The 25,134-nt window shown below is 32.8% G+C and carries 26 protein-coding genes, 1 pseudogene and 2 riboswitches; of the genes and pseudogenes, 9 read left to right on the top strand and 18 right to left on the bottom strand.

From position 1 onward, the window contains the following. Positions 1-66: 66 nt before the first annotated feature. Entirely contained in the window at positions 67-507 is a 441-nt protein-coding gene (locus tag ILYOP_RS14535; protein WP_013389239.1) for a hypothetical protein, read from the top strand. A 61-nt stretch (positions 508-568) separates the two neighbouring features. Here ILYOP_RS14535 and ILYOP_RS14530 read toward each other — a convergent pair whose 3' ends face one another. Continuing rightward, positions 569-1,003 (bottom strand): Spy/CpxP family protein refolding chaperone, encoded by a 435-nt coding sequence (locus ILYOP_RS14530; protein ID WP_013389238.1) that lies wholly within the window; start codon positions 1,001-1,003, stop codon positions 569-571. A 225-nt stretch (positions 1,004-1,228) separates the two neighbouring features. Between ILYOP_RS14530 and ILYOP_RS14525 the strand changes: the two genes are divergently transcribed. Then, complete coding sequence (locus ILYOP_RS14525; RefSeq protein ID WP_013389237.1) at positions 1,229-3,256, top strand: multicopper oxidase domain-containing protein; 2,028 nt, start codon at positions 1,229-1,231, stop codon at positions 3,254-3,256. A 64-nt stretch (positions 3,257-3,320) separates the two neighbouring features. Beyond that, positions 3,321-3,674, top strand: coding sequence for a cation transporter (locus ILYOP_RS15585; RefSeq protein WP_013389236.1), 354 nt, complete (start codon positions 3,321-3,323; stop codon positions 3,672-3,674). 2 nt (positions 3,675-3,676) lie between these two features. Here ILYOP_RS15585 and ILYOP_RS14515 read toward each other — a convergent pair whose 3' ends face one another. Continuing rightward, complete coding sequence (locus ILYOP_RS14515; RefSeq protein WP_013389235.1) at positions 3,677-3,895, bottom strand: hypothetical protein; 219 nt, start codon at positions 3,893-3,895, stop codon at positions 3,677-3,679. A gap of 154 nt (positions 3,896-4,049) precedes the next feature. Between ILYOP_RS14515 and ILYOP_RS14510 the strand changes: the two genes are divergently transcribed. Beyond that, the gene (locus ILYOP_RS14510; protein ID WP_013389234.1) at positions 4,050-4,619 is read left to right on the top strand and encodes a carboxymuconolactone decarboxylase family protein; all 570 of its coding nucleotides are present in this window, start codon (positions 4,050-4,052) and stop codon (positions 4,617-4,619) included. Positions 4,620-4,669: 50 nt separating this feature from the next. Continuing rightward, positions 4,670-5,062: a cupredoxin domain-containing protein gene (locus tag ILYOP_RS15395; RefSeq protein WP_013389233.1), complete on the top strand. Its 393-nt coding sequence runs from the start codon at positions 4,670-4,672 to the stop codon at positions 5,060-5,062. A gap of 211 nt (positions 5,063-5,273) precedes the next feature. On the opposite strand, the pseudogene ILYOP_RS14500 reads toward ILYOP_RS15395, so the two are convergent. Both ILYOP_RS14500 and ILYOP_RS14495 read right to left on the bottom strand, forming a co-directional pair. Continuing rightward, positions 5,274-5,655: pseudogene (locus ILYOP_RS14500) on the bottom strand (heavy metal translocating P-type ATPase); the annotation flags it as partial. A 73-nt stretch (positions 5,656-5,728) separates the two neighbouring features. Continuing rightward, on the bottom strand, positions 5,729-7,105 hold the full coding sequence (locus ILYOP_RS14495; RefSeq protein WP_013389232.1) for a multicopper oxidase family protein: 1,377 nt from the start codon (positions 7,103-7,105) through the stop codon (positions 5,729-5,731). Positions 7,106-7,256: 151 nt separating this feature from the next. On the opposite strand from ILYOP_RS14495, the gene ILYOP_RS14490 reads away from it, so the two are divergent. Continuing rightward, entirely contained in the window at positions 7,257-7,490 is a 234-nt protein-coding gene (locus tag ILYOP_RS14490; RefSeq protein ID WP_013389231.1) for an SHOCT domain-containing protein, read from the top strand. Positions 7,491-7,941: 451 nt separating this feature from the next. Here the strand turns inward: ILYOP_RS14490 and ILYOP_RS14485 are convergent, their stop codons facing one another. From ILYOP_RS14485 to ILYOP_RS14455, 7 genes are all read right to left on the bottom strand, one after another. Then, a complete protein-coding gene (locus ILYOP_RS14485) occupies positions 7,942-8,214 on the bottom strand; it encodes a DUF4242 domain-containing protein (protein ID WP_013389230.1) in 273 nt (90 codons plus the stop codon). 152 nt (positions 8,215-8,366) lie between these two features. Beyond that, positions 8,367-9,995 (bottom strand): tetratricopeptide repeat protein, encoded by a 1,629-nt coding sequence (locus tag ILYOP_RS14480; RefSeq protein ID WP_013389229.1) that lies wholly within the window; start codon positions 9,993-9,995, stop codon positions 8,367-8,369. A gap of 336 nt (positions 9,996-10,331) precedes the next feature. Then, the gene (locus ILYOP_RS14475; RefSeq protein ID WP_013389228.1) at positions 10,332-11,525 is read right to left on the bottom strand and encodes an oxygen-binding di-iron domain-containing protein; all 1,194 of its coding nucleotides are present in this window, start codon (positions 11,523-11,525) and stop codon (positions 10,332-10,334) included. A 218-nt stretch (positions 11,526-11,743) separates the two neighbouring features. Next, on the bottom strand, positions 11,744-11,905 hold the full coding sequence (locus ILYOP_RS14470; RefSeq protein WP_013389227.1) for a rubredoxin: 162 nt from the start codon (positions 11,903-11,905) through the stop codon (positions 11,744-11,746). Positions 11,906-11,958: 53 nt separating this feature from the next. Continuing rightward, positions 11,959-13,572 carry a hydroxylamine reductase gene (hcp, locus tag ILYOP_RS14465; protein WP_425364874.1) on the bottom strand — a complete coding sequence of 538 codons (1,614 nt, stop codon included), beginning with the start codon at positions 13,570-13,572 and terminating at the stop codon, positions 11,959-11,961. A gap of 72 nt (positions 13,573-13,644) precedes the next feature. Next, positions 13,645-13,824 (bottom strand): ferredoxin family protein, encoded by a 180-nt coding sequence (locus tag ILYOP_RS14460; RefSeq protein ID WP_013389225.1) that lies wholly within the window; start codon positions 13,822-13,824, stop codon positions 13,645-13,647. A gap of 100 nt (positions 13,825-13,924) precedes the next feature. Further along, positions 13,925-14,314 (bottom strand): rubredoxin, encoded by a 390-nt coding sequence (locus ILYOP_RS14455; protein ID WP_013389224.1) that lies wholly within the window; start codon positions 14,312-14,314, stop codon positions 13,925-13,927. Between the two features lie 333 nt (positions 14,315-14,647). On the opposite strand from ILYOP_RS14455, the gene ILYOP_RS14450 reads away from it, so the two are divergent. Then, positions 14,648-15,316: a class I SAM-dependent methyltransferase gene (locus ILYOP_RS14450; protein ID WP_013389223.1), complete on the top strand. Its 669-nt coding sequence runs from the start codon at positions 14,648-14,650 to the stop codon at positions 15,314-15,316. A gap of 163 nt (positions 15,317-15,479) precedes the next feature. Here ILYOP_RS14450 and ILYOP_RS15390 read toward each other — a convergent pair whose 3' ends face one another. Next, positions 15,480-16,970 (bottom strand): HD-GYP domain-containing protein, encoded by a 1,491-nt coding sequence (locus ILYOP_RS15390; RefSeq protein ID WP_013389222.1) that lies wholly within the window; start codon positions 16,968-16,970, stop codon positions 15,480-15,482. 118 nt (positions 16,971-17,088) lie between these two features. Then, a riboswitch (cyclic di-GMP riboswitch) is annotated at positions 17,089-17,164 on the bottom strand. Positions 17,165-17,916: 752 nt separating this feature from the next. Next, a riboswitch (cyclic di-GMP riboswitch) is annotated at positions 17,917-17,992 on the top strand. 222 nt (positions 17,993-18,214) lie between these two features. Between ILYOP_RS15390 and ILYOP_RS14440 the strand changes: the two genes are divergently transcribed. Further along, complete coding sequence (locus ILYOP_RS14440) at positions 18,215-18,496, top strand: hypothetical protein (RefSeq protein ID WP_013389221.1); 282 nt, start codon at positions 18,215-18,217, stop codon at positions 18,494-18,496. A 108-nt stretch (positions 18,497-18,604) separates the two neighbouring features. Here the strand turns inward: ILYOP_RS14440 and ILYOP_RS14435 are convergent, their stop codons facing one another. Next, on the bottom strand, positions 18,605-20,257 hold the full coding sequence (locus ILYOP_RS14435; protein ID WP_013389220.1) for a GGDEF domain-containing phosphodiesterase: 1,653 nt from the start codon (positions 20,255-20,257) through the stop codon (positions 18,605-18,607). A 491-nt stretch (positions 20,258-20,748) separates the two neighbouring features. Between ILYOP_RS14435 and ILYOP_RS14430 the strand changes: the two genes are divergently transcribed. After that, the gene (locus ILYOP_RS14430) at positions 20,749-21,012 is read left to right on the top strand and encodes a hypothetical protein (protein WP_013389219.1); all 264 of its coding nucleotides are present in this window, start codon (positions 20,749-20,751) and stop codon (positions 21,010-21,012) included. 241 nt (positions 21,013-21,253) lie between these two features. Here the strand turns inward: ILYOP_RS14430 and ILYOP_RS14425 are convergent, their stop codons facing one another. The 5 genes from ILYOP_RS14425 to ILYOP_RS14405 form a co-directional block, all read right to left on the bottom strand. Then, positions 21,254-21,670, bottom strand: a complete 417-nt coding sequence (locus tag ILYOP_RS14425) for a HepT-like ribonuclease domain-containing protein (protein ID WP_013389218.1) — start codon at positions 21,668-21,670, stop codon at positions 21,254-21,256. Further along, entirely contained in the window at positions 21,651-21,932 is a 282-nt protein-coding gene (locus ILYOP_RS14420; protein WP_013389217.1) for a nucleotidyltransferase family protein, read from the bottom strand. The genes ILYOP_RS14425 and ILYOP_RS14420 overlap by 20 nt, the downstream gene beginning before the upstream one ends. A 93-nt stretch (positions 21,933-22,025) precedes the next feature. Then, positions 22,026-22,715 (bottom strand): hypothetical protein, encoded by a 690-nt coding sequence (locus tag ILYOP_RS14415; RefSeq protein ID WP_013389216.1) that lies wholly within the window; start codon positions 22,713-22,715, stop codon positions 22,026-22,028. Further along, on the bottom strand, positions 22,708-23,442 hold the full coding sequence (locus ILYOP_RS14410) for a ParA family protein (protein ID WP_013389215.1): 735 nt from the start codon (positions 23,440-23,442) through the stop codon (positions 22,708-22,710). The genes ILYOP_RS14415 and ILYOP_RS14410 overlap by 8 nt, the downstream gene beginning before the upstream one ends. Further along, positions 23,443-25,116 carry a hypothetical protein gene (locus ILYOP_RS14405; RefSeq protein ID WP_013389214.1) on the bottom strand — a complete coding sequence of 558 codons (1,674 nt, stop codon included), beginning with the start codon at positions 25,114-25,116 and terminating at the stop codon, positions 23,443-23,445. It lies immediately after the preceding gene. Positions 25,117-25,134 lie beyond the last annotated feature (18 nt).

Here is a 25,134-nt window from a genome sequence, read left to right as displayed (position 1 = left end):
TTCTTGACATATATACCACCTTCATATACTATTCGTTTATAAATACTTAGGATGGTGGCTGATATTATGATCAAAAAAATTAAATATTTTATGGTTTTTTTCTTTTTCAGTTTTGTTATATTTGGAATGTGGGAGTGGCTTCAAACCCCTTTTTTTCAAGATATTACCGATAAAATAAATTATATTGTATGGTATAGATTTCACTGCACAATAGGCGATATAATGATTTTAGGTGTCTCTATGGTGATATGGTCTCTGGCAAAAAAGAACAATATGTGGTTTTTCGACCCGTCAAAACAAGATTATTTAGCCGTTACAGTCTTGGGGGCATCATATACCGCATATAGTGAAATATTAAATGTAGTTATAAGAGAATCTTGGTCGTATTCAGAATATATGCCCCTTATTCCTGGTACTCATATCGGAATTATTCCGATTATTCAATGGATTACTCTTCCAACACTTATAATTTATATATGTGCCCGATTTATAAGAGGGAAAAAATAAAAGACTTCCCATTAAAAGGAAGTCTTTTTAGAAACTAACAACTATAGAATAAAATCAGAATCTAATACATATGCCCTCTTCTGCTCATATTGTCTCTTCCACAAAATCCTCTCACTCCGCTCATTCTGTTCATATGTTCATAACCTGTTATGTCATAAGCTTGTCTGTTAAATTTCATTGATTCAGTCCTCATCCTTGCCTGAATATCAGCAATTTCACCATTAATTTTTTCAACTTTTACCCAGTCAATCTTATCCTCATTCATCATTCGTTGAACTTCCAAATTTTTGGTTTGAATATCTAAAGCATGTCTTCTTCTATTGTTGTAATTCTCTTTCTCTAAAGCATTTAATTTTTCATTTTGTTCAGGAGTTAAGTTTTGATTAATTCCAGTTTCATATCTGTGCGAATCATACATGTGACTGTAGTTATTATAGCCTCTAGCAAAAACTACAACTGATACAACCAACAATCCTGCGATTAAAAATTTTTTCATAATTATCACCCTCCTTGGTATACAAATAAATACCTTATGAATGTGACGAAATTGTGACAGTAGTTAGTATTATTTTCAAAGTGTTAAATTTGATTAATACTAAAAAATAGCATCAATGATCAAAGCAACTGTTTGGATTAAATATTCACAAAAGGACTTCTAAACTTTTAATTGAATAATAAATGAAGTATATAAAAATTATTTTATTATAGGGAGGTCTATTTAATGAAGAAGATTTGGGCAATACTTTTATATATTGTAATTTTTACTTTTAGTTTCTCTAAATTAGTGGAATATGAAGTTGACATAGCCTATACAGAAGTAAATTTTACTGGGAATCCTGTAAAGGCCATGACATTAAATGGAGGAATCCCGGGACCCACTCTTGAATTTACAGAGGGAGACATTCTTAGAGTAACATTTAACAATTATATGGATGTGGAGACCTCTATACATTGGCACGGTCTGCTTGTACCAAATGATCAAGACGGGGTTCCTTACCTAAACACCCCTCCCATACTTCCAGGAACTTCATTCACCTATGAAATTCCATTGATACAATCAGGAACCTATTGGTATCATTCTCATACAGGATTACAGGAGCAGCGCGGTGTATATGGAAGTATCGTAATTCATCCAAAGGAAGAAGAGAAGATAGAAGAGTATGTTGTGGTAGTATCCGACTGGACAGATGAAGACCCGGTGAAAATATTAAAAAATTTGAAGAAGGACGGAGATTATTATGCTCTTAAAAGAAATAGAGTACAGTCCTGGGAAAAAGTTTTAAAAGAGAGAAGGATAAAAGAAAGAATTAATGGAGCCCTCATGAGAATGGGGCCCATGGACCTATCAGATGTTGGGTATGATGCCTATTTAATAAATGGGGAAAAAGAGATATCCCTTGGAAATATACCAACAGGAACTTCCGTAAAATTAAGAATAATCAATGCAGCCGCATCAACATACTTTAACCTCTCCTACTCAAAGGGAAATATGGAGGTTGTGGCCGCTGATGGTATAGATGTAATGCCTGTAGGAATGGATAAAATACTTATAGGTGTGGCAGAAACCTATGATGTGATAGTAGAATCTGGAGGAGTTTTTGTAGCTACTGCTCAAGATAATACTGGAAAAGCAAGTTTGCACATAGGCAAAATTTCTGTGGAAATGGCAGAGCATAAGGAAGGCAAGATGATAGAAGAAACTAATATGGATAAAATGGATGGTATGACTTCTATGATGGAATCCTCCAAAGTTCATGATTCTACAGCCATGAAGATGGCTGAAGGTGATATGGGACACACTATGCACCAGATGCCTGAAAAATCAGAATATTATGATTTCTTGAAGGCAAGGGAATCCACAGAATACAGTAAAACCCTTGAGGAAAGAGTTATAGAATTAAGAGTTACTGGAGATATGGAAAACTATATCTGGACATTTAACAATAAAGCTCTCACAGATAGTGATAAAATCCTTATAAAGAAGGGAGAAAGGGTAAAGTTCATCCTTAAAAATGAGACCATGATGCATCACCCTTTACACCTGCATGGCCACTTTTTTAGAGTTATAAACAAGCATGGAACCCACTCTCCTTTGAAACATACTGTAGATGTACCTCCAATGCAGACTATAGAGATAGAGTTTCTAGCAAATGAGGAAAAGGACTGGTTTTTTCATTGTCATAATCTTTATCATATGAAGGCTGGGATGTCAAGGATTATAAGCTATGACAGTGAAGAGCTTTCCAAGGATTTATCCAGCAAGCTTTCCTGGGACAGAAGATGGTTTTACAAAGGTAACTTTTCTGTTTATACAAACTATTCAGATATTAATCTCACAGCATTTAATTCAAAGAACACTTTTTCTCTAATGGGAGAGGTATCCTATGAGGGAGAGCATGAAATGGATATACAATACGGAAGGTATATAAACCGAAATCTATCTTTAATTACTGGTTTTAATTTTGAAGAGGATGAAGACGGGGAAATAGATAACAGGGGATTTGTAGGTGTGGAATATCTTCTTCCCCTGCTTATAGAGTCCGAAGTAAAAATTTATGATGACGGAGATCTGGAAGCTGAACTTTCTAGTGAACTGCAACTCACAGACAAGCTTCAGTTCAATTGGGAATTGGATACTGATGGAGAACATCTATTGGAGTTGGAATACCGGTATAGGAAATGGCTTTCTTTTATAGCAAATGTGCACTCTGAATATGATGAAGGAGTAGGAATAAGAATAAATTTTTAAGTTCATAAAAATAAAGTTTATGATTAAAAATTTATAAATAGTTTATTTTTAGGAGGTGTATTAAATGAAAAAGATAGCAATTGAAGGTATGATGTGTGGTCATTGTTTAGAAACCATCGAGAAAAAACTAAAATCTATAGAGGGAGTAGAAGATGTCAAAGTTTCTCTTGATGAAAAGGCAGCCTTTATTTCCGGTGAAATTGAGGATGATCTGATTAAGTCAGCAATTGAAGAGGAAGGATATAAGGTTCTTTCCATAGAGGTTATAGAAAGTCATTCTAAAGAGGAAAAAGAAAAGAGAGGATTTTTTAGCAGACTTATAAGAAAAATAGAAAAATCCAATATAGAAGAATTTGGGGAAGGTAAATTGCACTGTTGTGATCCCGATAAAAAAGAAGAAGATAAGAAAAAGCACTAATATTACTTTTTCTTTCTTTTTAAAAAGTTTGATTTTATCCAGTTCCAATTCATTCCAACATGAAAAAATAACAAAAATATAAATGAATATCCTAGTTTCGGGTGAATCAGATAAAATATTTCTGGAGGCATTAAACTTCTCAGAAATACCACGGCTACAATGGATATAAAATTTGTTAAAAGAAGTAAATTAATTATTTTAAGTAAGGTAATTTTTTTCATAATAACACCACCCGTAAAAAATATCCTATTGCTATATTTGATTAGATTTGAATTTTCCCTTGTACAAAGTGATGTCTTAGTTTGGATAAAGTCAAAATTTATAAGTACGGTCCAATGTAATAAAATTAACGCTATCTTTAAGGAGAGAATGCTTATGAGAATCTCAGTAAAAGAATTAAGAGACTATCCAATATTTTTAAAACCATTCTTTTGGAGTCAAAAAAAGAGATACGGAAAAGTTCTGGTTCCAGGTCTTCTCTGGGGAAGAGTACCAAAACTTTTTGCAGCTGTGGCAGTCCTCTACGGAGTATTAATAAGAAAAAAATCCCCTATAAGCCCTGTGATCCGATCTATAGTAACAGTAAGAGTTTCTCAAATAAACTGGTGTCGTTTTTGTGTTGACATAAACTCCTCTACGCTGGCTAAACTAACTAATTCAATGGATAAAGTTGAGAATTTGGAAAAATGGAGGGAGTCTGCCCTCTTTGATGACAAAGAGAGAACTGTTCTTGAATATACCGAAGCAGTGACATACTCAGATAAGGAGGTTACTGACGAGATGATTGCCGATCTTAAGAAATATTTTGATGAAGATGGCATAGTTGAACTAACCGGCCTAATAGCCTTTCAGAATTTATCTAGTAAATTCAACAGTGCCCTGGATGTTGCTCCTCAAGGATTTTGCAAACTCCCTGTTGAAAATATAACACATGAAACTAGGTGAGTAAAAAATCTTGAGAGATAAATTTTGTGCTATTATCAGGAGGTGAAAAAATGAAAAGGATATTATGGGTTATTTTTATAACATTCATTTTTATTAGCTGTTCTGGTGAAAATGATGGTAAAAAGATCAATCCCTCCGATCACAAGGTAATTGGTGAAATTATTAATGGTGTAAGGGTTATAGAAGTAGAAGCGTATAGTTTTGCCTTTGAACCAGATTATATAGTTGTAAATTCCGGGGAAAAGGTTAAGTTGAATTTTACAACCCGGGATGTTACACATGGGTTTATGCTTAAAGAGATGAATATTGATGTGACTATAAATCCAGGAGAAATAAGTACTATAGAATTTACTACAGAAAAAAGTGGCATTTATAAATTCAAATGTTCAGTTCCTTGCGGAAGTGGGCATAAAGCAATGATTGGATATTTAATTGTGAAGTAATAAAAATGAAAGCTGTTGGAATTCCAACAGCTTTCAAATTGTAGATAAAACTTATCTGTAATGTGATTACTTTATTTAATTTCAGTTAAAAATATTACTTTGAGGAAATTATACTAAATATTAAAAGGAGTATCTATGAATTATAAATGTTTTCAGAAAACGCCAACATTGAAGTTAACAACATCATAATTAATAATAAAATTATATAAATTTAACTATCTGTCTTAATGCTGGAATGCCAACGTTTCATGAGCAGCGAGTTGCTCACCACAGAAACAGAACTAAAAGCCATTGCTGCTCCTGCTATTACTGGACTCAGCAAAAATCCTGTAAAGAGATAGAGAGCTCCTGCAGCTAGTGGTATCCCTAGACTGTTATAGAAAAATTTCCAAAATAAATTTTTCTTGATTTTTCTCATAGTATATTTTGACAGTTCCATCGCCACCACCACGACTCTCAAGTCCTCTTTAATAAGCACAATATCCCCAGTCTCTATTCACGCTCTTTAAACCTATTTCTATTCCCAGGTCATCCTAGGTAAGAGCAGGGGCATCATTTATCCCGTCCACAACCATTGCACCCTTCTTTCCCTCATTAAAAATAAATATATATATTATCTACCTCAAGATTCCATTATTATAATAGGTGCGGTACATAAACTATCTCCTATTTACTCACATTAAATTGTCCCATCATCCCCATATCTTCATGTTCAAGTATATGGCAGTGATACATAAATAATCCTGCGTGTCTGAATTCCACCAAGAGTTCTACAGTCTCTCCTGGGTCTACTAATACAGTATCCTTGTATCCTCGCTCCCACTTATACGGAGGACGACCATTACGATTAAGTATTCTAAACTGTGTATTGTGAATATGGAATGGATGCGGGATATTTCCCATCATGCTACTCATACCACCACCCATCATCATGTCCCTTCCCATATGATGTGAGGCATTAGTTACAACCCAAATCTCTGGCTCATTTAATTTTACATATTCGTCTATTCTATCCATATCCATTTGTTTCCCATTAATATTAACGGTTCTACCAGATCCCTGCATAACAAAATACCTCTTCTTCATTTTAGATGTATCTGGTAGTTTAACCTTTTGATTGAGCATTTTGGGAACTTTTTCCACCTTGCTCTCTTCATCTTTTGGTATTAAAGTTAGCAAAGAATAATCTCCATCTCTGAGTTCCACCTTTTCATTTAGAGACTTGAAGTCAACTAAAATTTCTGCCCTCTCTCCTGGAGCTAATAAGAGACTTTTTCTTCTTATAGGTTTTTCTAAAAATCCTCCGTCTGTAGCTATCTGATAGAATGACCTGTTATCACTAAATGCTAGATTAAAAGTCCTTGCATTAGCTCCATTTAATATTCTGAACCTGGTAACTCCTAACTGGGGTTTAAAAGTCGGATCTACAACACCGTTTATTATCCCTACATTCCCCAACATTCCATTTATGATATCTTCATTTCTTGTAAGATACTCAAGTTTCATTTGTGAATCAAATCTCTTATCTTGAATAATGAGTGGGATATCATCAACCCCGTAATTTTTAGGCAGATTCAGACTGTCTGATCTTTCATCATCGATTATAAATAAACCCGCTAGTCCCTTGTAAACCTGAATCCCAGTCTTATGAAGAAGATGTGGGTGATACCAAAGCGTTGCGGCTTCTTGCTCTATTGGAAACCTTACTTTCCATGTTGTTCCAGGCTTGATAACCTGATGAGGTCCCCCATCCATAATTCCTATTACTCTTAAACCGTGCCAATGAACCGTAGTGTCTTCTTTAAGAGAATTATTAACGTGAATTTCTACCATATCTCCTTTTTTTACTCTTATTGTTTGACCAAGTATATTACCGTTGTATCCCAATGTACTTTCCTCTGTTCCATCAAAAAATTCATATTCTCCCTCTATAACTTTTAAATTAAAAACTCCGTCTTTTTCTTCCAAAAGTGGTGGAATTGGCAATATTTCTCCAAAGGACATTTTAAATAAACATAAAAATAACAATACCAAAATTTTCATAATATACCACCTTTCTTATCTAATACTATTCAATGAAAATACTAATAATCCTATCATTTAAATCTTTTTTGTCACGCTTAAGACATAAAAAAATTGTATAATTCAGTATTACAAGGTATAAATAAGAAAGTTTAAAAATGGAGGTGTCTAAATGTGGGAATGGTGTTTTAATAATTTTTCTAGAGGTGGAATTTTTGGTTGGATGGGAGGTGGTCTTATGATGTTGTTTCCGATACTGATTATTGTTTTGATTTTTTATCTTTTTGAAAAGAGAGAAAAACATAGCACAACTGGAACCGATACTCCCTTGGAAATACTAAAAAAAAGATATGCAAGAGGAGAGATTACCAAGGAAGAGTTTGATGAAATAAAAAAAGATCTGTAAAAAATCTCTGTTTTTTAAGGGAAGAGGAAGGGGTTCTCAAATTTAGTGTTTTCTTCAAAACTTAATTACTGAATAAACCAGCAGGCTCTAGAATAAATATTTTGAGAGTCTGTTTTCATATTTAATTACTATTTGCCCAAGAATCTGATCCCAACCTCTTTTAAAACTTCTATCCCATTTATTGTCTAGATCAATTACTACAAGAGATAACTGCTTCAAAAGAGACATATTAGGTGAAAATACTCCCTTGGATTGGGAGTGTGAAGTTTTTTCTGTAAATGGACAAAAAACTTCCTGTCATAACCTCAAAAAAGTTGCCTAAAAAATGTTGCCATTCCAGACTGCTGCAAAAGGATATGAAGCATGTAAAGTTTCTAAACCTAAAAAAGAGAGGCTGTTTAGCCTCTCTTAAATATATTTGACAAGATTGATAAGATTTATAATATGAGTATTATTCTGCTGTTGTAGGATCTATTATTGTATTTATTTTTGAAATTTTATCTACAGGTATTCCGTCTTTTTCTGCATGCTCTCTTATCATTTCTTCATTTGGAGAAATATAAACACAGTAAATTTTGTTTTCAGTTACATAACTTTCTACCCACTGTATTTCAGGACCCATTTTTCTCAAAACATCACAAGAACTTTTAGCCGCTTCTTTTAATTTTTCTAAAGAAAAATTTCCTGCTCCTTGAATATTTCGTTCAATTATATATTTAGGCATAGTAACCTCCTTAAAAAAATTAAAATAAAAAATAAAAAAAATAATTACAAAATTATATTTGAAGGTTTCTTTTTATATATCCGACATAAGAGCTATATTTAATTATTTTCTATATTTAACTTTAGAATTTATGAACATTTTATACTATTGTCTTATTTGTTGTTTCTCAAATACATTTTTGCACGACTTATCCGTTCATTCTCCGTATCTGCACCTCTGGTTTGACCTATGAATACCTCATAATAGTATTTTGCACTAGTAACATCCCCTTGCATTTCAGCTGTTCTTCCGGCGCCATACAGGCTGTTAAATCGATTTTTATTTCTTTTTAGGCTTGCCTCATATTCATCTTGAGCTTTTTTATACTGCTTTGAATCAAGAAGCATATCTCCATAAAGTTCTCTAGCAGGTAAAACTTCACCTGGTGTTACAGGATGTTTCTCCGTAGTAGCTTCCATCATGGCTGCTTCCTTCATCATCTCAAGACCTTTTTTCTTATCTGTAATATATGTTGTCCATGCCATTATAGAAAGAGACTGAATTTTTATCTGCTTTGACCAATAAGGTGATACTGACTCAGTTTTATCGTACAACTCTAAAAGCTTTTGAATTGATTTTTCTGCAGAAGATTTATTTCCAGATCTGGCGGCACCAAGACCTTTTGCAAAATAGGTGATGGCTTCCATGGCGGGAAACTTATTTGAATCGTAATTTTCTGGAACCCAAGGCTCAAGCTTCATCGCTTCATTCCATTTCTGTCTTTCAAGAAGAAGTCGTGCTGGTGCAGCATTAAAAGTGTAAGATGCTGCAATATGAGATTGAAAATCTTCTTTCATTGACATCAAATTTTTCAAGGCTTCTTTCGCTTTTAAGTCCTCTCCACGTTGAAGATAAGCGTAGATCAAGTAATCCACTGCATGAGGATAATGTAAAGAAATAGTATCCTTTGCAGGATGTTTTAAAGCAGCTTCTGCAGACCTTGAATTCATCATAATAGATTCTTCCCACAAACCGAGACGAATGAATATGTGAGATGGCATGTGGAGTGCATGTGGTACTTCAGGAGCTATTTCACCATAGCTTTTTGATATTTCCAAGCCCATGGGTGCTAGTTCAGGATAATCATAAGCATGAATCATGTAGTGGTGAGCTCCGGGATGATCCGGTATAATTTTCAATACCCCTTCAGCTATTTTTCCGACTCTCCTTTGTTTTTCATAGCTTTTATCTTCTGGATCTGCAGTTGAAAGATATGACAAAGCATAGAATGCTGCGGCTTCTGGATCACTTGGATATTTTTTAAAAACTTTTTCCCACCCATCAGCAAAATTACTTAGATTATTTTTTTCACTTTTTTCTTTTCCTTTTAAATAGTATGATTCAACTGCCATGATATAATCAGCTTCTTTTCCCTTTTGATATTGTTTTGCTTTTTTTATTAAATTTAATCCCTTGTTAAAATCCTCTTCGCTTGGTGGATCTGACCACAATGGATGAATATATGTCATGGCCTGACCCCAATATCCTAAAGCACATTTTGGATCAACTTCAGTTGCCTTTATAAATTCCTCCCTTGATTCTGTATAGGTCATATGATGAAGTAAAGCCAGTCCATATTTAAGATGGGACTCGACTGAAGATTTATATTCTATAGGAAGCTGAACCGTTCCAAGCTGATTCCCGTATTTCACACCCTTTTCTTGTGGTTTCATCTTATTACTCATTGCAAATGCTGAAAAAGTAAAACATAAAATTAAAATAAATGAATAGATCTTTCTCAACGGATTCCTCCTTAATCTAAATAACAATATAAATAAAAAATTACGAAAGATATTGAAAAATTAACCTTCAACATACTATAAGAAATAAAATTCACTTTACCTCTTTAAAATTTACTATAGGTAAATAATAATAATAAAAAAGAGAGGCTCTATAACCTCTCGTAGTTGGGTATATTCTTGTTTAATTTTAAAATTAATTTTATCAAACTGCACATGCTTATAAAACCAATTTTTTATGCATACTTGATACTCTTCCTACATCTTAGGGATGTGTGTTTATTCCACTTCACCTCTAATAGACACTTTTCATATATAGCTTAATCTATAAAAAACAAATTAGAGTTTTACTGCAAAATCCCTTCCAAATACCATACATTCTTCTCTTGTAGCACTGTTAAGATTCCACTTTACTTTCAGTCCCTCGTTAACAAGAGTCATCTTTGTTTTAGACAGTTCTTCGTTAAGTACAGCAAGTGATTTTCCATTCCATCCATAACTTCCAAAAGCCGCTACTTTCTTATCCTGGAAATTTACTCCTTTTACCCCTTCTATCAGAGCAGCCATAGACGGAAGAATCCCATTATTTATCGTTGAAGATCCAAATAGTATTGCAGATGCTCTGAACATATCTGTAACTATGTCGTTTTCACTGTTCTTTGCTGAGTTGGTGAGGATAATCTCATATTCTGGTTTTACTTCCCTTATACCATCAGCTATGGATTCTGCCATCTTCTTTGTACTTTCCCACATAGTATCATAAGCTATCACAACAACGTCTTCTTTATAACTTCTACACCATTTAGAATATTTTTCAACAATCTGCATAGGATTATCTCTCCATATTACGCCGTGAGACGGACATATTACATCTATAGGAAGTCCAAGAGAAATAACTTCTTCTAATTTTTTCTCAAGGATCTTGCTGAATGGTGTAAGTATACATGCATAATATTTTAGGCATTCGTATTCTAAAGTATTCTGGTCTACCATATCATTAAAGAGCCCGTTGGCACCATAGTGCTGACCGAAGGCATCATTACTAAAGAGGATGTTTTCCCCATTTAAATAAGACATCATACTGTCAGGCCAGTGAAGCATTTTCATCTCTACAAAAGTGATCTCATTTTTTCCAAGACTTAGTTTATCGCCTGTTTTTACAATGTTAAAGTTATAACTTCTTCCGTAGTAAGCTTCTATAATCTCTTTCCCCATCTGCGTACAGTATATCGGTGTATCAGGAATCTCCTTCATGAGCTGCACAAGAGCTCCACTATGGTCAGGTTCATTGTGATTCATGATTATATAATCTATCTTGTTAAGGTCAATCTCTTCTTTCAAAAGTTCCAGCCACTGCTCACCAAAAGCATGAATTACTGTATCTACAAGAGCTATTTTTTCGTCCCTTATTAAATAAGAGTTATATGTAGTACCACTTGGAATAGAAAGTTCTTCTCCATGAAATTTTTTCATATCCTGGTCAACAACTCCAACCCATTTAACACTATCACTAACAGAAACAAATTTTTTCATATTCTTCTCCTTTTAGTATATACTGAACTTAAATAAACAATCTATCTAACTACCTATTTTAAACCTAACCTCAAATTATAGCAGTAACTTATGTTACCTAACACAGCATAAGTTAAATTCCTATCTAAAAAAACCTGCAAACAAACACATTAAATTGTTTTGTTCACAGGTTTTCTATTTCTGTTTTCTAAAAAATATTTAACTCAGTAGTTTTTTACCTATTGAACTTTTTCAAAATCTTCTTTTGGTGCACCACATAAAGGACAAACCCAATCTTCTGATAAATCTTCAAATTTAACACCTGGCTTTATATCACCAGCTTCATCACCAACTGCAGGATCATAAATATAGCCACAAGGTTTACATCTCCATTTTTCCATTTTCATTCCTCCTATTTTCCCCTAAATTTTTTTATCCGAATAAGTCAAAAAATTTATTCTATTCCAAAAATTTTCATATCTTCTTCTACTGAAGTTATTCCTGCAATCCCAAAATTCTCAACTAGTACATTTGTAACTGCTGGTGAAAGGAATGCTGGTAAAGTTGGTCCAAGGTGAATGTTTTTTACACCAAGGTGGAGAAGAGCAAGTAATACAAGACAAGCCTTCTGCTCATACCATGCAATATTATATACTATAGGAAGATCATTTATATCGTCTAATCCAAATACCTCTTGTAACTTCATAGCTACTAAAGCAAGAGAATATGAATCGTTACATTGTCCTGCATCTAATACTCTTGGAATTCCGCCTATTTCTCCAAGGTTTAATTTATTATATCTGTATTTTGCACAACCTGCAGTAAGAATTACTGTATCCTTAGGAAGCTTCTCTGCAAATTCAGTATAGTATTTTCTATCCTGCATTCTAGCATCGCATCCAGCCATTACAACGAACTTTTTAATAGCTCCGCCTTTTATTGCTTCTACTACAGTATCAGCAACTGCTAATATCTGATTGTGTGCAAAACCTCCGTCTATGGCTCCGTTTTCTATTTCAACAGGTGATGCACATTTTTTTGCATGTTCTATTATTTTACTGAAGTCTTTTTTTCCTTCAGCATCTTTTAATATATGTTCGCATCCATGCATTCCAGCTGAATTTGTAGTGTAGATCCTGTCTAGATAATCTGCTGCAGATCCTCTAGGAGGAACTAAACAATTACTTGTGAATAATACTGGACCGTTAAATGAAATAAATTCCTTAGTCTGGTGCCACCATGAACCACCGTAGTTACCAACCAGGTTATCATATTTCTTAAACGCAGGATAAGAGTTAGCCGGAAGCATCTCAGAGTGAGTATAAATATCTACTCCTGTTCCCTTTGTTTGCTCCAATAACTGCTCTAGATCTCTTAGGTCATGACCAGATATAAGGATACCAGGATTGTTTCTAACACCTATATTAACCTTTGTAGCTTCTGGATTTCCGTACGTACCAGTGTTAGCTCCATCAAGAAGAGCCATGGCAGTTACTCCGTGTTTACCAACTTCCATCGTAAGAGCCACTAATCCGTCAAGTCCAAAGCTCTCATCATCAAGGTCAGCCAGTGCTTTTGCCATGAATTTATATACTTCCATATCCTCTTTACCAAGGTTAGATGCATGCTCAACATAGGCACTCATCCCTTTTAATCCGTATGTCACAAGCTCTCTTAGAGACCTTATATCTTCATTTTCAGTTCTTAACACTCCAACATTTTCAGCAAACGCAATCATATTTTCTTTACCAGTGAATTTTAAATTCTGAAGATATTTATCAGGCACCTGAATACCAAGTTCTTTAGCTTTTGATTCAAGAGTTTCCCTACAGCTTTGTCCTTTCTCTATCTCTTTGATAATTGCGTCATCATCAAAGTTAGCGTTAGTTATAGTCATGAATAAAGAATTTACAACCCAGACATATGCTTCCTTAGGTACTTCATATTTCCCATCCAATAATGAGCAGTAAGACGCTACACTTTTTGCAGTATAAATTAAAAGATCTTGAAGTTTAGCTGTCTCAGGAGTTTTTCCACAGACTCCTCTGATTGTGCATCCTTTATTCATAGCTGTTTCCTGACATTGATAACAGAACATTGACATTTATTTCCTCCTCTAGATTTAAGTTATAATTAAGAATTATTCAACTGGAGCGATACAATCAACAGGACAAACACCTGCACAAGCACCACAATCAATACATACAGCTTCGTCGATTCTTCTTTTTCCACCTTCTACCTCAGAAATGCACTCTACTGGGCATACTGGTTCACACGCACCACAAGCTATACATTCATCTTCATTAATTCTATAAGACATATTTATTCCTCCTTATTTAGGTCTATAACCACCAGTAATATTACTCTACTAATCTATTTATTCAAAATTAAAATGTTGTATAATCTGCTTAAATTCATGATTAAATAACACTGAAATCCTCTTTAGGCGCACCGCAAAGAGGGCATACCCAAGTATCAGGAAGGTCATTAAACTCAGTCCCTATAGGGATATCGTGATCTGTATCTCCGATATTAGGGTCGTAAACATATCCGCATGGATTACAAAGCCATTTTTCAGATTCAGGAGCTTTTTTTTCTTTCTCTATCGCCTCAAATTCATCTTTTGAAGCTTGGCAGACAGGGCATACCCAATCTGTTGGCAATTCTTCAAAAGGAATATCATCAAGACCTTCTTCAGTATCTAGCATGTCGATAGTAGCAAGCATACTTCCGTTAGGCAGACCATCTCTGATGTGAGTATCCATATTCTCATAAACGTGTCCACATTTTTTACATCTCCACTCTTTCATTTTAACCTCCTGACTTTTATTTTTTAAATTAACCTACCCGTAAAATTATACTAAATTTAACTTTAAATCCTCTAATAAATCAAAGTCTAGAAACTCTCTCCAAAGGAATCCCTTATCATCATAAATAATATTATCGGCTAATATATTGAAGTATTGATCTTTTAAAAGGATTTTTTTTAATTTTCAGAAGGCTATTTTAGACGTATCAGTTTTAATCACTGTTGTGAATGACTTTCTCCAAAAAATTCCTTTACAACTCAAAAGGTAGGCTTAATAACCTACCTTTTGAGTTGTATATAAAAATATTGCATCAAATGCAGGAGGTAAAAAAGCATGAAAAAGTTTGATCCCATTGCATATAAAAAAATTGTCAAATCTTACCAAGATCAAGATAGACCTACTGATTGGTTTGATAGTATTTATACCGATGCAGAAGGAGATTATAGAGATGTCTTCTGGGCAGACCTTGAACCCAATCCTTATCTTTTAAAATGGTTAAAAACTTATACTTTTAAAAGTACAGAACTTAAGGCAATTGTTATTGGATGTGGAGTAGGAGATGATGCAGAAGCTTTGAGTGAAGCGGGATATGAGGTAACTGCTTTTGATATTTCTCCTGAAGCAATACGTCTTTGTAAAAAACGTTATCCATATACCAAAGTAAAATATCTTATAGCTGATCTTTTTGATTACCCTTCAAAATGGTTTGAAAGTTTTGATCTTGTTTACGAGTGTAATACAATCCAAGTTTTACCAGGTAAGTACAGAGTACAAGCAAGAGATGCAATGGTCTCTCTACTGGCTCCGCAGGGATACATTCTTGTCTCGTGTAGAAGTCGTCTTAAGGAAGAACAGGAAGATGACATCCCACTTCCTCTTGATAAAGACGAGATAGACGGTTTTATACGATGTGGCCTAAGGGAAGAGAGTTTTGAAGCTTATGATGATACCCAAGAACCACCTGTTCCTCATTTCTTTGCCGTTTACAAGAAGTTAGAATGACCAAATTACAAAAGTCAGTGTTGGCGCTCGTATTTAAAAAATATATATCGAGAATTTCGTGTTGTAGATTTGAATTAAACTATGAATTTAAAAAGGGATTCCAACTGGAATCCCTTTTTAAATCAAAATATATCACTTTATATTGTTGATATTTTAACTGTTTTTACTCTTCATCAGGATGTTTTTTATGGATTTCATCGAACTTATGATGAATTTTAGAAAATGCAGTTAGTATGTCGGGATCAAAATGTTCTGGAGAAGTTCTGCCGTCTCCCTCTAATATTATTCTAACTGCCTCATCATGGGTGAATGCTTTTTTATACGGTCTTTGACTGACCAATGCATCATATACGTCCGCTATTGCCATAATCCTAGCTGACAATGGAATCTCTTCTCCAACCAAACCTTCTGGATAACCTGAACCGTTCCATTTTTCATGGTGGGAGAATGCAATCTCCTTAGCAAAAGACAATAATGACTTATTTCCAATAAATTTTTCAGATTTTTCAATAGTTTCTTTGCCGTAAGTAGTATGCTTTTTCATTATCTCGAATTCTTCTTTTGTGAGACCAAAGGGTTTTAAGAGAATGTTATCTGGTATTCCTACTTTTCCAATATCGTGCAGCGGTGCAGATCTGAACATCAATTCAATATTTTTTGACATTAGTTCTTCTGAAAATTTTGGATTTTCCTTAAGATATTCTGCCAGTGTCTCTACATAATGCTGAGTTCTAAAAATATGACTTCCTGTCTCGTTATCTCTAGTTTCGGCCAAGTTGGCAAGACTTCTGATTGTGATGTCTTGCGTTAATTTCAATTCACTTGTTCTTTCAGTTACAATAGTTTCCAGGTGTTCATTGTGATCTTCCAATTTTTTATGAAGTGATTTCAATTCTTCGTCTCTTGTTCTTATTTTTTCCGTCATATTGTTGAATCCCTTAATTATAGGATAAAACTCTCTTTCACTATATTCATCTACAACATGCCTATAATCACCTTCTGAGATGGCCTGAGCCGCCTTGTAAAGCTTTGAAATTGGAGTGAATAATTTAAATGATAACAAACTAATAATGCCAGATAAAAATAATGCTCCTATTGTAAAAATAGTTTTAAGAAAATCATAATGTAAATGTTTAAAAAAGCCTTTTACAGATCCAAGATCAACTTTTATGCAAAGGACTCCAATTATTCCATTTTCTTGTATGCTGCTATATCCAACCTCATTTATTGGAATAGCCATATCGAAGACATTTTCAGAAAAGTTTGATTTTTTATATTCAAGTATTTGTCCATTTAGTAGCTCGTCTAAAATTTTACTCCCTGAATTATCATCACCTTTATAGCCAGTACCTGAAGCTATAATTTTTTTATTTTTATCGTAGACCTTAACTTCTTTTATGAAGTTATGGGAGGCAATCTTTTCCACCATTCTCTGAAGGTCATTAAACTCTCCGTTTTGAATAAAGATTGAACTTGAGATATTTGCACTGTCTAAAATAGAACAAATTTGATTTTCAGTAGTGGTATCTATGTAATTAAAAATAAAATCATTATGAAGATATGAAACCAAAAAAATTGCAGAAGTTACTGCCACTAATATTCCTAATGCAATTTTTACATATAATGAAACGAAGGCTTTTCTTATTATATTCATCTCTCTACCTACTTCAAATCCTGTTATCAATATTTTTTTAAATTATAATTCTTCACAAAAAATAAAAAAAATATGGCAAGAAACCCATACTCTAAATAGTGGACAAAGAATTTTCTTCTTTGGTAACTGGCTGCCACATTAAAGGCCCTATAGCTTTGCGTCCCATCGTTTCCAATGGTTTGCTATTAATATAGTTTTATAAATACGAGTATAACATTTTTTTATTAAAAAGTATACCCTATACATAATATTTAACCATTCAATCTAACATTCAATAGCTACTCTAGATAGATTTTATAGTCTCTATAGAACCTCTGAAACTAACTGAGACTATTTCACAACAACAACCTTTTTTCTTGTCCAATAATTTGTTAAAAACCGTTTAAAGCTGAATTTATATCCACATAAAAATTTACATGGAAATTTTTTGCCTGAGAAATATAGTTACATTCGTTATTAAAAAAAAGGAAAAATACTATTTAATGTTAAGTTAATATTGAATCAATTATGATTTAGTCTTCAAATCTCTAAGATGATTTTTTCCCTAAAAGATTCCCACTTATCGAAGCCTCAGGTATAATTTCCTGGGGTTTTGTAATTATATTGAGATTTTTTAACTCACAAAATTATATACAATAAGTGTATAGCTAAAAGGTAGGTTTATCACATTATAATTTTATGCTAAAATAATTGACGTCGAAACTTTTCCAATTCAAACAAGAGTATTAGCCGGCAGCCATCTCCCCAAGATGGCTGCCACCCCAAAATTCTAAGCTGGACATCTACCGTGTCTGGCTTTTTTTATTTGTAAAGCACAAAAGTTCAAAATAATTCGATTTTGAAATGTTGACTGCAATATCAGTAAAAACCCTTTGTGCAATTAAATTACTAAAATATGTAGTTATAAAAAAGGAAAAGATATAAAACAAAGAAGATATCTTTCAAGTGAATTATTTGGCAAACTAATGGAAACGTTAGGACGCAAAGCTATAGGGCCTTTAAAATGGTAGCCAGTTGCAGAAAAAAGGGTTTTTCTATTTTTTGCATAGCTAGGTAAGCTATGCTTTTTTATTTCGACATTTTTAGTTAATTCTCAAAGCTAGAAAAATCTAACTATACTAATCTTATAATTAAAGAAAATTCAAATAACAGTTTAAAGAAAGTCATGCATTTCAATTTAGCAGTTTATAGAAAACTTTTTTCCATACACAACACACGTAATATGATAAAAAAAGGAGGTATCGATGGTTTTAAACATTAATTTTCCAAAAGATTTTAATAGTGAGGTGAAAATTTTATACCTAATTAAAAACAGTAAACTATTATTAAAAGGTTACGGGTGCCACAATCCTAATTCGGAGAAATGTAGAAATTGCACATTACAAAGTTTTAAAAAGGGAAATCTTTTAGATATTGATATCGATGATGTTAAAAAAAATAAAGGTATTGGTTGCACTGAAATGTCCAATCTTTTCTTTTCACTAAAATTCGAAGTTGTAAACATAGAGGGAATTATACTCTCTTGAAAATGGTTCTTATGCACTTAAATAATAGAAATAAATTAGACAACATAAAAAAGAAACCCTACATTAGGGTTTCTAAAGGCAATGATTTTTTTAATAAAAGAACTTAAATTATACTTCAGAAGCTTTATATTTCTTATGCCAATCTATAAACTCTCTATATGCAAGAGGTTTCGTATAATAATATCCTTGAGCGTAATCACATCCCATATTTTTTAAAATCTCAACTGTTTCTTTTGTCTCTACACCTTCAGCTACAACTTCCATGCCCAAAATATGTACTATACCAATTGTTGAACGAACAATCTCTCTGGTGTTGCCGTTAGTTTCTATGTCTTTTATAAACATTCTGTCAATTTTTATTTTATCAAATGGTAGATTCTGCATATATGACAGTGTGGAGTAGCCTGTTCCATAGTCATCTAGTGAAAAAGAAATACCCATTTTTTTTAAAGTTTTTACTGCCGATGCAGTGATCTCAAAATCTTCTACATTATCTCTTTCAAGAATTTCTAACTCTAATTTTTGAAGGGGAAGTTGCTTTTTTTTATAAGACTTAAGATATCTCACTATTATTGGATTTTCTAGTATTTTAAGTGGAATATTGACAGATACGTTCACATCTATATTTTCACTCTCCATATTTTTTATTTCTGAAAAAGAAGTTTTCAATACCCACTCAGTAACCTTATTTATCATTGAGGTCTTTTCTATATGAGGAATGAAATTATCAGGTGCAATAAATCCTCTTTCAGCATGGTTCCATCTTATTAGAGCCTCTATTCCTTCAACCTCTCCAGATCTAAGGTTTATTTTGGGGTGATAACATAAAAAGAACTGTCTTTCATTTAAAGCTCGTGGAATCTCCATTGAAAGGTCAAAATTTTCATTAGATTTTTCACTTAATTTAGGAGAATATATCTTATAAAGCTTTAGATCTTTCCTGGCAGACCTTCTTGCTGTTTCAGCATTCTGAATAATTTTAGTATTACTCTCATTGCATTCGCTTATTCCTATAAACACACCTGGAAAGTGATTAAGCTCTTTCGATTTTATAGAACGATATATTCTTTTAAACACATTTTTAAAATTATCTTTAGTTTCTAATTCCGAGAACACAACTGCAAGCTTATCTTCGTCAAGATGAAATACATTAGGTCTATCAGCTATTCTTCTGTCATCATTGAAGATTTCTACAAAGATGGAGGATATTTTTTTTATAAAATCATTTGCATAATCCTCACCATAACTTTCTATCATTTTATAGTACTCTTCAAACTTTATAACTGCAACACGATCATGATAATCCCACTTCATATCCATTTTCTCAAAATATTTTTTATTTGGTAAGTTCGTAATAGGTTGATACAAAGTGGCTGAGCTTAGGTTCTCTATAATATCAAGAAGATATCTAATACCTTTTCCTGAAAAAAAACCTACAACTACATAGAAAATAAACCTGAAACCCCAGTCGAATGTTTCTTGCATAACCATGAGAGTAGCATCAGCTGGCATAAAAGGGCCTAAGAAAAATCCACCAGTTATTCCTAAAAAAGCTCCTCCAATAGGTCCAAAAAAGCATCCTCCTAATATGACAATTAAAAGGACAAAGTATGCAAATGCTGTTTTCGTTCCCCCCGAACTATAAATCATAAAAGTTATAAAAAGTTGAATAGATACCATTAAGGCTATCAACAGTATCTTTCGAAAAATACTGGTTTTTTTCCAAGAAATTATCTTCTCTATTATAGTAATTAAATCCATAAAGTTAGCTCCTTCAGAATTTATTTCTTAGCAAGTAAAGAGGTTTTCAAAATCAAAAGTTTGTATTTTTATAACTGAGTAACTTCATTTATATAATACACCAAAATTATTGAAAAATATATGGCGAAATAGTGATATATGTATTTTCATGGAAGCTCTTGGTTCTTATAGGCTTTACGATATAAAGTTTGAAAGTCGGTTATTATGCGAAAGTTGCAGTTAGTTAATCTATTTTTTTCTCTCTATCCTAACACAAAGCTTTTCCGAAAAGGTTAGTTATGCTAATTATAGAATTTTTTTTATACTAAATAGAGAAAAAACTTGATTCGTTTTGCAATTGTCCTTAATGGTTCTAAATGTGAGCTAAATGCTTATCTGGAAAAACGTCAAAGCAGTATCTCCAGTATCATCAACAAAAGCACACTCAAAAGAGGATCTTTTTGATACTAAACGAATAATATTCAAAATAAAAATTGATTGGAGGGATCGTCATGAGTAAGAAGAGTTTTTTTAGGGTCAAAAATCTAAAAGAGGCATTTATAAACTCTTTGAAAATATTTTTGTTGTTCTTTATATTGATTTTTTCTATGATGGCTCCTCTTTACTTAATTTACATAGAAAATTTTGATACTATTAGCTTATTCAAAATAAGTTTAATTACAGGTTTGAGATCAGTCTTCTTATATCTCGTTGTGATCTCAGCAATACGCATTTTTAAGGGAAAACCAGGAAAAATAAACGTAGAAAAATTGTAGGAGCTTGTTTTAGTAACAAATTTAAATTGTCATCAGAAAATTTGGAAAAATAACATAGACGAAATTGTCCAACTGTAAATAAATAGACGTTTCTATACCTAAAAGTGAATCCACTGCAAAAGTCTATGAAGATTGTAAGGTCTCTAAACCCAAAAAAAGAGAGGCTAAATTTCCTCTCTTAAATTATTTATAATTTCATTTTTATCTAATTTTAGAGTTGATCTTCTAAAATCTCACATGCTTATAAAACCTGTTGCCTATATGCATCTTGATATTCTTCCAAAATAAATTTTTTGTTATTTAGCTCTACTGAAACAATGTCTTCTAAATTTTCTAATATCGACGGAAGTTTATCTTTGATTACATCGGAAATAATAAATATATTCAGATTCACGTAGTCGTAAGCCACTCTATTTCTAAAATTTTTCATGGTTTTCCAAGGAATATTTACATGCTTTTCTCGAAGTTCCTTACTCATTTTTCCAGAGGCTTCTCCTATATTTACCAATAAAGAGAGGGATGCATTGAATGGCATTTGATTTACCACTTCAAAAAACTCTTCCGCATCTGAATAGCCTTTTGTATACTCAGATAGTTTTCCAATACTCTCTAAAATACTTAAAATATATAATAGATCATTAGCTATATTTGGTGACATAAACAATCTCCTTTTTAGCTCTCATTAAAACAATCGGATTGGCATACTTCTCTAAAACAACGTCCAAATGAAGATGATAATTATTCTCTAAATCATTTTTTATGGAGATCCATTTTTTATAATTGAGATATTCAACCAAAATATCTATATCATTACCATCTTCGCCTCTTGCCAAAGAACCAAAAACTCCAATTTTTTCAAGAGCATATTTATCAAAAATTTTTTCTTTTATCAGAAAATTCCTAAAATTTTCAAGTGTCATTGATATTAGCCCCCTTCAGTTATGATCACCTATCTTCATTTGAATGATTTTTTTACTAGTAACACTGTGTTACCACTAAACTATTTTGCTTCTCTAACTAGAAGACCACTTTGAAAGAATCTTTTCTATTCTCTTCATATCCTTTTCAAAAGCATCTTTATTATCTTCAGAAATTTTATCAAGGGAAACTTTTTTATATATATTACCTATTTCACTGTACAATTTTTCTGCTTCTTTGGGATCATAAGGCAATATATCCACCCCTTCAAATATTTCTGGGCTTGCTATCATGTTCTCTAACTCTTTTCTCGTTATTCCTTCGGTAATTGTCGCCGCTATACCACTAATATCTTCCTGCCTGTAGATAGAATCTATGATTCTTACTGGTAAAGTAGCTACAAAGGCTTTTCCCTTTTCTGAGTTTACCATAGTATAAAGTTCATACCTTCTTCGGTGTCTAATAGCAGTCATTTTGTTAAATCCATTTTTTTCTAACCATACTGTATAAACACCATTATGATGGTTGTCTCCAGCTAGTTTTTCGTGAACTTCTTTGAATACCTTTCCTAAGTCTACCGAAGCCTTTGCCTGTATTCTTAAAACTTCTATGGATTTTTTAACTAGAAACTCATTTGTTTCTTTATCTTCTGTGATTTTAAAATCTTCCTCCAGTTTTACTGGTAACACTGTGTTACCAGTAACTTTTTCTAAGTTACTGGACTTCTCTTTTAATTTTTCACTCTTTTCTCTTATGCTCAACAATCCCGATGTTTTTCTACCCAAGACTCATCACTTCCTCCGCCAGCTGGCTATAGTCTTTAGCAGCCTTACTCTTACTATCATAGTCAAAAATATTCGTAGATTCCAGCTGTGAGTTAGATATCTTCACATCCTGCCTAATCAAAGTAGTCAAAGTTATATCTCCGATAATTTCTCTTATTTCCTTCTCTAAGGCTACATTATGGGAAAAACTTTTATTATACCTGGTTATCAAAAATTTATAGTCTAAATTCTCATTGAGGGGTTTAACCTCTTCTATGGTGTTCAAAAGTGCATCTATCCCCTTTGTGCTGTATTTCTCAGCCATCATAGGAACCAATACTAAATCTGAGGCTACTAGGGCATTCAGAGGCAATAAAGATAGACTTGGTTGACAATCTAATAAGATAAAGTCGTACTCATCCTTAAAATTGTTTACTGAACTTTTTAGTATGCTTTCTCTTGCTATTCTATTCGCTACTGACAGATCAAATCCGGCCAAAGATATATCTGCTGGAATTACATCATAATGATCTGTCTTTATTCTACTATCTGTCCCATCAAGGAGAAATTCAAGAGTTGTATTTTCCTGTTCATCTATAATTCCAGAGGTATCTGTACTATCCCCCTGAGGATCTAGATCTATTAATAAAACTTTTTTATTTAACTTACTAAGAGCAACAGAAAGATTTACAGCAGTAGTACTCTTTCCTACGCCACCCTTTTGATTCAAAATAGATATTACTTTCATCTACTCCCCCTTGATTATTCTAATAATATAATTTTTTTCCAAGTTCTTAAATATTTTTTCATGCACTCCATTAAACGATTTTGAGTTGGTTTCCATAAGATAAAGCTCTCTAGCTCTTTTTCTCAAAGCCTCCTGCTCTTCATCCTTCATTTTTAAGTACATACCATGTAAAATTTCAGTCATAGGGTCTCCCTGTTCATCTGAAAAATTTTTCTCGTTTTTATAAGTTTTACTCTGAGGCTCTAGAGGTTCTAGAGCTTCTGATGTTCCAAGGTTTTTTTCTATCATTTTTTCATAATATTCATTTTTAGGAATGTTTTTTATTATCCCATTGATATATTGGACTAGAGTAGTTCTAACATCCTGTTTAAGGTTTTTATATGCTGTCTTCAAAATATGCACAGCGTACTCTTCTCCATCCTCAACTGCTATCTTTTTGATTTTATTGTCTGCTCTTTTATTCCACGCCTTAGATATAAATATATTTCTTTTGGACTTGTCTATCTCATTTTGTAGCCTGTTAATACTTTCTTCAATAAAAGAGTTTTTTGAACCAGGCTTCTTTTCATCTGCTGATTTCACTTGTTTTTTATTCTCCAATTTAAGAGTATGAGTCGTTATTATCCCCATCTTCTCTCCAAATTCATACCAAAACTCATAATTTTTTTCACCATGGTAAATAGTTTTATATTTTTTTAAATAACCCAAATCCACTAGTAGGTTCATATGTTCCTCTATTCGAGCTTTTATCTCTTTTCTTCTACAGGTATAGTATTCCTTTTCTCCAGCTTTAGTTTTCTTGGTTACCTTAGTTTCTACCTCATAAGGCACAACCATTGCCAATGCTTCCAAAGAAGATGTATCTTGAACCTTGGAGAATCTCTTTTTCCCTATATATCTAAAAATTCTCAATGCTGCCCTGCTATGTTTAGAAATATCTCTTCTTGAACTTTCTGTAAAATACAAATAATTTTTATTCTGCAGCGCTCTCTGAAGCAAAGTAGAACTAGGAATTATTTTATAAAAGGTTTTTCTTCCATTTTTTAGTTTTTGATAATTAATTAGCTTAAAAGTGTCCGTTTCGAATATATAATTACTCTGCTGAGCTTTCTTAGAATTTTCTGTCTCAAAATAATATTCAGTAAATTTCATGTTATTAAGAGCTTTTTCTACCTTTGTATAGAGCGATTGGCTTTTTAGAAGTCCCAAGTGCTTTAAAAGGTCCTCTATGGAAAAAGTTATTTCAATGTTATTAATGATATTTTTTTTTAATTTTTCCTTCGTACTCTCTGCGTATTCTTCATTACCCTCTATGCTCGTAAGCTCATCTTTATAAGCCTCAAAAGATCTCTGGACTACATACTCAAATATACTTTCCTCAAATTCTGATGGCTGCTGTGCGTCCTTTTCCTGCGAAGTTATGTTACAGTGCATCTTAATACCAAAATCAGCAAACTGATAAACAAGATTAACCTTCTTATTCTTCTTTCTGGTAAAAAACGGAAGACTTATATGATCCAAGCTCGATATCTCCCACTTTTCATCTGATTGACCATAAGTTATTATTTTAGTTTCTATTTCATCTATATCTTTTTTTATTATTCGCATTGTGGAATCTTCTGGACTGCCTCCTGAATCAAACAAAGCATAAGACTCCTTAAGCTTTTTATTCATATTTTCTCCCCAAGTGTG

The sequence above is a fragment of the Ilyobacter polytropus DSM 2926 genome (assembly GCF_000165505.1).
Lineage (GTDB): Bacteria > Fusobacteriota > Fusobacteriia > Fusobacteriales > Fusobacteriaceae > Ilyobacter > Ilyobacter polytropus.
This window is presented reverse-complemented; position numbering and strand designations above follow the sequence as displayed.

Coding starts and splice junctions, on each gene's coding strand:
- ILYOP_RS14535 (WP_013389239.1), top strand. CDS start 67: ATGATCAAAAAAATTAAATATTTTATGGTTTTTTTCTTTTTCAGTTTT.
- ILYOP_RS14530 (WP_013389238.1), bottom strand. CDS start 1,003: ATGAAAAAATTTTTAATCGCAGGATTGTTGGTTGTATCAGTTGTAGTT.
- ILYOP_RS14525 (WP_013389237.1), top strand. CDS start 1,229: ATGAAGAAGATTTGGGCAATACTTTTATATATTGTAATTTTTACTTTT.
- ILYOP_RS15585 (WP_013389236.1), top strand. CDS start 3,321: ATGAAAAAGATAGCAATTGAAGGTATGATGTGTGGTCATTGTTTAGAA.
- ILYOP_RS14515 (WP_013389235.1), bottom strand. CDS start 3,895: ATGAAAAAAATTACCTTACTTAAAATAATTAATTTACTTCTTTTAACA.
- ILYOP_RS14510 (WP_013389234.1), top strand. CDS start 4,050: ATGAGAATCTCAGTAAAAGAATTAAGAGACTATCCAATATTTTTAAAA.
- ILYOP_RS15395 (WP_013389233.1), top strand. CDS start 4,670: ATGAAAAGGATATTATGGGTTATTTTTATAACATTCATTTTTATTAGC.
- ILYOP_RS14495 (WP_013389232.1), bottom strand. CDS start 7,105: ATGAAAATTTTGGTATTGTTATTTTTATGTTTATTTAAAATGTCCTTT.
- ILYOP_RS14490 (WP_013389231.1), top strand. CDS start 7,257: ATGTGGGAATGGTGTTTTAATAATTTTTCTAGAGGTGGAATTTTTGGT.
- ILYOP_RS14485 (WP_013389230.1), bottom strand. CDS start 8,214: ATGCCTAAATATATAATTGAACGAAATATTCAAGGAGCAGGAAATTTT.
- ILYOP_RS14475 (WP_013389228.1), bottom strand. CDS start 11,525: ATGAAAAAATTTGTTTCTGTTAGTGATAGTGTTAAATGGGTTGGAGTT.
- ILYOP_RS14470 (WP_013389227.1), bottom strand. CDS start 11,905: ATGGAAAAATGGAGATGTAAACCTTGTGGCTATATTTATGATCCTGCA.
- hcp (WP_425364874.1), bottom strand. CDS start 13,572: ATGAATAAAGGATGCACAATCAGAGGAGTCTGTGGAAAAACTCCTGAG.
- ILYOP_RS14460 (WP_013389225.1), bottom strand. CDS start 13,824: ATGTCTTATAGAATTAATGAAGATGAATGTATAGCTTGTGGTGCGTGT.
- ILYOP_RS14455 (WP_013389224.1), bottom strand. CDS start 14,314: ATGAAAGAGTGGAGATGTAAAAAATGTGGACACGTTTATGAGAATATG.
- ILYOP_RS14450 (WP_013389223.1), top strand. CDS start 14,648: ATGAAAAAGTTTGATCCCATTGCATATAAAAAAATTGTCAAATCTTAC.
- ILYOP_RS15390 (WP_013389222.1), bottom strand. CDS start 16,970: ATGAATATAATAAGAAAAGCCTTCGTTTCATTATATGTAAAAATTGCA.
- ILYOP_RS14440 (WP_013389221.1), top strand. CDS start 18,215: ATGGTTTTAAACATTAATTTTCCAAAAGATTTTAATAGTGAGGTGAAA.
- ILYOP_RS14435 (WP_013389220.1), bottom strand. CDS start 20,257: ATGGATTTAATTACTATAATAGAGAAGATAATTTCTTGGAAAAAAACC.
- ILYOP_RS14430 (WP_013389219.1), top strand. CDS start 20,749: ATGAGTAAGAAGAGTTTTTTTAGGGTCAAAAATCTAAAAGAGGCATTT.
- ILYOP_RS14425 (WP_013389218.1), bottom strand. CDS start 21,670: ATGTCACCAAATATAGCTAATGATCTATTATATATTTTAAGTATTTTA.
- ILYOP_RS14420 (WP_013389217.1), bottom strand. CDS start 21,932: ATGACACTTGAAAATTTTAGGAATTTTCTGATAAAAGAAAAAATTTTT.
- ILYOP_RS14410 (WP_013389215.1), bottom strand. CDS start 23,442: ATGAAAGTAATATCTATTTTGAATCAAAAGGGTGGCGTAGGAAAGAGT.
- ILYOP_RS14405 (WP_013389214.1), bottom strand. CDS start 25,116: ATGAATAAAAAGCTTAAGGAGTCTTATGCTTTGTTTGATTCAGGAGGC.